General features: G+C 62.8%; 5 protein-coding genes and 1 pseudogene. 3 read left to right on the forward strand and 3 right to left on the reverse strand.

Going from position 1 to position 6306, the window contains the following annotated elements; translation table 11 throughout:
• Positions 1-300 (reverse strand): annotated as a pseudogene (locus ABY403_RS12130) (MFS transporter); the annotation flags it as partial.
• Between the two features lie 60 nt (positions 301-360).
• Entirely contained in the window at positions 361-891 is a 531-nt protein-coding gene (locus ABY403_RS12135; RefSeq protein WP_372841083.1) for an acyl-CoA thioesterase, read from the reverse strand.
• A 132-nt stretch (positions 892-1023) separates the two neighbouring features.
• Here ABY403_RS12135 and ABY403_RS12140 point away from each other — a divergent pair, with 132 nt between their 5' ends.
• Entirely contained in the window at positions 1024-1317 is a 294-nt protein-coding gene (locus ABY403_RS12140) for a YggT family protein (RefSeq protein WP_372841084.1), read from the forward strand.
• Positions 1318-1320: 3 nt separating this feature from the next.
• Positions 1321-3369 carry a DNA helicase RecQ gene (recQ, locus tag ABY403_RS12145; protein WP_372841085.1) on the forward strand — a complete coding sequence of 683 codons (2049 nt, stop codon included), beginning with the start codon at positions 1321-1323 and terminating at the stop codon, positions 3367-3369.
• Between the two features lie 50 nt (positions 3370-3419).
• Here recQ and ABY403_RS12150 read toward each other — a convergent pair whose 3' ends face one another.
• Positions 3420-5627 (reverse strand): response regulator, encoded by a 2208-nt coding sequence (locus ABY403_RS12150; RefSeq protein ID WP_372841086.1) that lies wholly within the window; start codon positions 5625-5627, stop codon positions 3420-3422.
• A gap of 155 nt (positions 5628-5782) precedes the next feature.
• Between ABY403_RS12150 and ABY403_RS12155 the strand changes: the two genes are divergently transcribed.
• Positions 5783-6306 (forward strand): PAN/Apple domain-containing protein (locus tag ABY403_RS12155; protein WP_372841087.1); only part of this gene is annotated, 524 nt, incomplete at its 3' end.

A 6306-nucleotide genomic window follows, 5' to 3' on the forward strand; every position in this document is an offset into this window, starting at 1 on the left:
ACCCGGCGCTGCATACCAAAGCAACCACGCCCCCACGACATACATGAGCGAAAACAGCCAGATGAACACCATCCGCCCGCCCGATTTATCAGCCACCGCCCCCAAGAGGGGTGCGAGAATGGCAATCAAAAAACCGGTAGCACCGATGCCATAACCCCAGATCGTCTGCGCCGCTGTGCCAGAGCCCAGCAGCTCGGTCATATAGGGCGCGAAGATGAAGGTGATCAGCAGCGTGTTGAACGGCTGGCTTGCCCAGTCGAAAAACCACCAACCCCATATTTTCTTGCTTGCGCGCGCCATTACGCTCCCCTGCCCGGTGCTCGCCGATCAAGCCCGAAATCGGTGCGCCGCGCAAGCAGATCAGGGCGCAGGTGGCCAGGGCCGCTTGGCGTCGGCGTCAATCCAGGCCTGCACCCATTCAGGCAGCGCCGGAGAAGGGTCCGCATGGCCCAGTTCTGCCGCAAGGCGATCGGGCGCGACCAAGCCGTTTTTCGAGGTTACCGCCATGCGCAGCAGCATCTGGTTGGTGCACTCGCCGCCGCGCCACATGGTCTGCTCGATATATAGAAAACGGGCATCCCAGCCGATCGCGCGGCTGCGCATTTCAAACCGCTGGAACATCTGCACCCTGCGGCGATAGCGCACCGTATTGCCCGCCACCGTCAGCCCCCAGCCCTGCGCACGCGTCGCCCGCACAAGACCAGACCGCATTGCCAGCGGAATGCGCCCCAGATCGTAAAGCGTCAGCGTCCGCCCGTTGTTCAGCTCCATCCACGGGTCAATATCCCACGGCCAGCAGACGTGGTGGCTGACATGCGTGCCAAGCAACGACAACGCCGGGGCGTTGCGATATTTCAGCGACTCTTTGACCATCCGGACATATGGATACATGGTGCCCCCCTTTTGTGCCCTCGGTGTCAAACCACCCCGCCGCCGTCAACCCGGCACGTTGCGGCACAGCGGGCGGTTGCATGCGAGGCGCGGCTGACATACCTGTGGGGCCGCAACGACACGAGGAACCCCATGATCACGCTCTACCAAGCCCTAATGCTCATCCTGAACGTGGTCTGGTTCATCATGATCGCGCATATCATCATGAGCTGGCTGATCAATTTTCAAGTACTGAATATCCGTCAGCCATTGGTGGCGCAGATCTGGTTCGGGCTGAACCGCCTGCTAGAGCCGCTTTACACCCCGATCCGCCGCTTTTTGCCCAACATGGGCGGGCTCGACCTTGCACCGCTGGTGATGTTCATCATTGTCATCATCCTACAGCGCGCGCTGATCAATAACGCGGGCTTCTTCTACGGCTTCTAGTCAGTGTCCGCGCCCAGCCCGCAATCGCTACTGGCTTCGGTCTTTGGCTTTTCGGCCTTCAGGCCGGGGCAGGAAGAGGTTGTGCAGGCGGTAGTGGCCGGGCGCAATACGCTGGCGATCATGCCCACCGGGGGCGGCAAGTCGCTTTGCTTCCAGCTACCCGCGCTTTGCCGCGAAGGGGTGACGGTGGTGATCTCGCCACTGATCGCGCTGATGCGCGATCAGGTGCGCGCGCTCAAGGCCGCGGGGGTGGATGCCGGGGCGCTGACCTCGGGCAATACCGACGAAGAAACCGAAGATGTCTTCGCCAGCCTCGATGCGGGTAGCCTGCGGCTTTTGTATATGGCCCCAGAACGGCTTGCCAGCACCGCGACCTTGGGCCTGTTGCGCCGGATCAACACCACGCTGATCGCGGTGGACGAGGCGCATTGCGTCAGCCAGTGGGGGCACGATTTCCGCCCCGATTACCTGCGAATAGGCGATCTGCGGCGCGCGCTTGGGGTGCCGCTGGCCGCCTTTACCGCCACCGCAGACGAGGAAACCCGCGCCGAAATCGTCACCCGCCTGTTCGATGGTACCCCACCCGCCACCTTTCTGCGCGGCTTCGACCGGCCCAATATCCACCTAGCCTTCGCCCCCAAAGATGAACCCCGCGCGCAGATCCTCGGCTTTGCCGATGCGCGCCGCGGCCAGTCTGGCATTGTCTATTGTGCCAGCCGCGCCAAGACCGAATCCCTTGCCACCGCCCTACGCGCGGCGGGCCACTCGGCCCTTGCCTATCACGCCGGGATGGAGGCGCAGGCGCGCCGCGATGTCGAGGCGCGCTTTCAGCAGGATGATGGGTTGATCGTGGTGGCGACGGTGGCTTTTGGCATGGGCATCGACAAGCCAGACATTCGCTGGGTCGCCCATGCCGATCTGCCGAAATCGATCGAAAGCTATTATCAGGAAATTGGCCGCGCGGGCCGCGATGGTGCCCCCGCCGAAACCCTGACCCTTTATGGGGCCGACGATATTCGCCTGCGCCGCGCGCAGATAGACGAGGGGCTAGCCCCGCCAGATCGCAAGGCCGCCGACCATGCGCGGCTGAACACTCTGCTCGGGCTGGCCGAGGCCACCGCTTGCCGCCGCCAGCGCCTGCTTGCCTATTTTGGCGAGGCGTCAACGCCATGCGGAAATTGCGATCTCTGCGACACGCCGCCCGAAACCTTCGATTCTACCGATGCCGTTCGCAAGGCACTGTCGGCCTGCCTGCGCACCGGCGAAAGTTTTGGCGCGGGCCATCTGATCGACATCCTGACCGGCTCGGTCACCGACAAGGTGCGCGAGCGCGGGCATCAAGGCCTGCCCACCTTTGGCGTCGGGCAAGAGCTGACCAAGGCGCAATGGCAATCAGTGTTTCGCCAGATGCAGGGGCACGACCTTCTGCGCCCCGATCCCGCCCGCCACGGCGCCTTGGTGATGACCGAGGCTGCCCGCCCGGTGCTGCGCGGCGAGGTCACGCTGCACTTTCGTCGCGACCTCGTGCGGCACGCAAAATCCGCCACCGTGGTACGCGCGCTGGTCAGCGACGAAGATGCGCCACTGCTTTCCGCGCTCAAGGCCAAGCGGCGTGCGCTGGCCGAGGCGGCGCGTGCCCCCGCCTATGTCATCTTTCCCGACCGCACTCTGATCGAGATGGCCGAGGTGCGGCCAACGACGATGGACGAAATGGCGCGCATTTCCGGCGTTGGCGCGAAAAAGCTCGAAAGCTTCGGCGCGCAGTTTCTGGAGGTGATCGCCGGCAGCGCGCCGCACATGCACCCGGCGCGGCTAAAACTTGCCGGTAGCGCGGCGGGCACGCTGTTCGACAAGCTGCAAGCCGCGCAGCAAGAACTTGTGCGCGGCCCGGCAGGGCAAGACCGCCTGCTGGGTTGCAGCCAAACCACCCTGCGCAAAATCGCCGAGCGTCGCCCCACCAGCATCACCGCTCTTGAGCGGATTCCCGGTATGAGCACCGCGAGCGCCGAGCGTTTCGGTGCGGTGTTCCTGTCAATCATCGCGGCAAGCTAGGCTTCGGCGTAGCCGACCGGCCTGCCCTGACGCAACCCTCGGCCAGCGCCCTATTCCGGCAAAGCCTCGGCCACCGAACAGCGCGCGCCTTGCGGGCAATAGGCCGCCAACTGTTCTGCAATCTCGCGTTTTTTCAACGGCTTGGTTAAATATCTGTCAATCCCCGCCGCAAGAATAGACTCTGCGTCCCCTTCCATTGCATGTGCGGTTAGCGCAACGATCGGGGTGCGCCGCAGCCCGTGCACCTGCTCTTGGTCACGAATGGCGCGCGCGGCCTCGCACCCGTCCATTTCCGGCATCGAAATATCCATGAACACCAGATCGGGGCGCCAGTGCTGCCAAAGCTCCAGCGCCTCGCGGCCATTGCCGGCAAATTGTAAGTCGATGTCGTAATCCTTCACCATCTTGCGGAACACCAGTTGGTTGGTGCGGTTGTCTTCAGCGGCAAGCACCCGCATCTGGCGCGGCGCAGTGGGCCCCTGCGGCGGTGCCACCGCCGCGGGATGCGAGATGTCTTGCAACGAGCGGAAGAGATCAGAGCGCATCACCGGCTTTTCCAGCGCCGCCGCCAACTCGCCCTGCATCGCCCCGATCGCGGCTTGATCGGGGTTTGTGGTCAATAGCAGGATCGGCGCTTCCATTCCCTTGTCACGTAGCCGCTGCACCAGTTGCAACCCGTCCATGTCGGGGGTCTGCTGGTCAATCAGCACAACGTCGAAATGCGTGCCCGCCGCCACCGCGTCGAGCGCCTCGGCACCAGTGCGGCAAACCGTTACCAGCAGGCCGTAGGTCTGCAACTGCCGTTCCAGAACGTCGCGGTTGACCGAAAGCTCTTCGACCACCAGCGCCGCCTTGAGCGTGATCGGTGCGACCGGCCCGATGATCGCCTCGTGCGGTTCAGCGACCGGCACCGTCAACCTGAGGCCGAAACACGAACCACGCCCCAATTCGCTTTCTAGCCAGATCGTGCCGCCCATCAACTCGACCAGTTGCCGGGTGATCGCCAACCCCAGCCCCGTGCCTTCAAACTTACGGTTCGACGCGCTTTCAACCTGGTTGAACTTGCCCAGCACATGCTCGATGTATTCTGGCGCAATGCCAATGCCGGTATCTTCGACCGTCATCTGTAGATCAAAGCGCCCGTCGCCTAGGTCCTGCCCCACCACCCGCGCCAATACATGGCCAGCGGGTGTAAACTTGACCGCGTTGCCGATAAGGTTGGTCAACACCTGCCGCATCCGGCCCGGGTCGGCAACAAAGCGTGTGGGCAAAGAAAGGTCGTAATCGACCAACAGTTTCAGTCCCTTGTCACGTGCCGATGGGCCAAGCAGCACCATGATTTCGTGCAGGCAGCGCTCAAGATCGAACACTTCGGGGTAAAGCAGCAGCTTGTCGGCCTCGATCTTGGAATAGTCGAGCACCTCGTTGATGATCTTCAGCAGCGCCTCACCCGAGGACTTGATGGTTTCGGCAAATAGCCGCTGCTCCTCGTTCAGCGTGGTTTCACAAAGCAGTTCCGCCATGCCGACCACCCCGCTCATCGGGGTGCGGATTTCGTGGCTCATATTGGCCAGAAACGCCGATTTGGCGCGGTTTGCGGCCTCGGCCTCGGCACGCGCCGTATCCAGTTCGGTTTCGCGCGCCATGGTTTTCGTGATGTCCTGCACAAGACAGACAAGATCGCCCTCGCCGCCCCAACGATCGGCCAGCCGCAGATAGCGCCCGTTTGCAAGGCGCAGCACATAGGGCACGATTTTCGCGCGGCGGACGCGCGCCATCATTTCACGGTGCCAATCCAGCGGCTCGCGGCCATCGAGCGCGACCATCTCATGCTGCGCCATCAGCTTCAGGACAGCATCGTAGCCAACCCCCTGCGTTACCGCCACGTGGCCGTCGAAAAACGCAAGATACGCGCGGTTTGCCACCACCAGACGCAGTTCGTGGTCGAATACCGCAAAACCGTCATGGATGGTTTCCAGCGCGTCCCACAACCGCCGCTTTGCTATCTGCGCAGCCGAGGTGGCCAGTTCCAGATCGCCCCGCACGCGGGTGTTTTCGCCCAGCAGCGATTCCGTCTGCGCCTGCGCACGCGCTAACCCGTGTCGCTGCGCCACGATTTGGTCGGAAAGCGCGCGGGCATGTTGCGCGAGTTTCTGGTTGGCTGCGAAAAGCTCGGCTTTCGTCTGTTCCAGCAGACGTTCTGCGGCGAGCCGCGCACGACGTTCTTGCGCCAGTTTGTCGGCAATGCTGACCTGCATCCCAAGACGCCCATGTTTGGCTTTCGGATTCGAAAGAAGCCTCCACTCTCCGCGTGAACAAGCCCTTAATTCCCGACCGAAACGGGCGGCATTGCTTGCGCCATAGAGTTGAAAGTGAGAGCATCCCCCCATTCAACCGCCGAAGGAGTGTTCTAATGCGTGCGCTGGTAACTGCTGTCCTTTTGAGCGTTTTTGCATTTCCCGCACTGGCGCAGGAAGCGCCGCTTGTTCCAGACCGGCGGCTGGTGATGAGCGAAAACCTCGATCTGGCCGGCACAGATATCAGGCAGATATTCGACACCACATTAGAGGCCTGCGCCGCGGCTTGCCTTGGCAACCCCTCTTGCACCGCGCTCACCTTCAACACGCGCAACGGTTCGTGCTTTCCGAAATCGGCCGTCACAGGCGAAGTGCCCTATCAAGGTGCCTATTCGGCGCAGGTGCGCACGATAGCTGCCGGTGTCGCCACCCGCGCCTCCACGCGCGCCCAAGAACTGGCGTTTCTGGCCGCGCCAGACTTTGCTGAAGCCTATGATCAGGCATCAAATCTGGCCCAAACGCATTTGACCAACGGTTGGTCCGATCAGCAACTGCTCGACGCGGTAGCCGAGGCGCGGCGCGCGGGCGATCTGGCGCAGGCGATGCGGCTGCAAGGTGCTGCGCTGAACCTGACCGATGC

Origin of the sequence: Phaeovulum sp., from assembly GCF_041596715.1 — a bacterium.
In the GTDB taxonomy this organism is placed as follows: Bacteria; Pseudomonadota; Alphaproteobacteria; order Rhodobacterales; family Rhodobacteraceae; genus UBA6213.

Excerpts from the sequence above, each read along its gene's own strand:
- ABY403_RS12135 (WP_372841083.1), bottom strand. The coding sequence starts at position 891 with ATGTATCCATATGTCCGGATGGTCAAAGAGTCGCTGAAATATCGCAAC.
- ABY403_RS12150 (WP_372841086.1), bottom strand. The coding sequence starts at position 5,627 with ATGCAGGTCAGCATTGCCGACAAACTGGCGCAAGAACGTCGTGCGCGG.
- ABY403_RS12140 (WP_372841084.1), top strand. The coding sequence starts at position 1,024 with ATGATCACGCTCTACCAAGCCCTAATGCTCATCCTGAACGTGGTCTGG.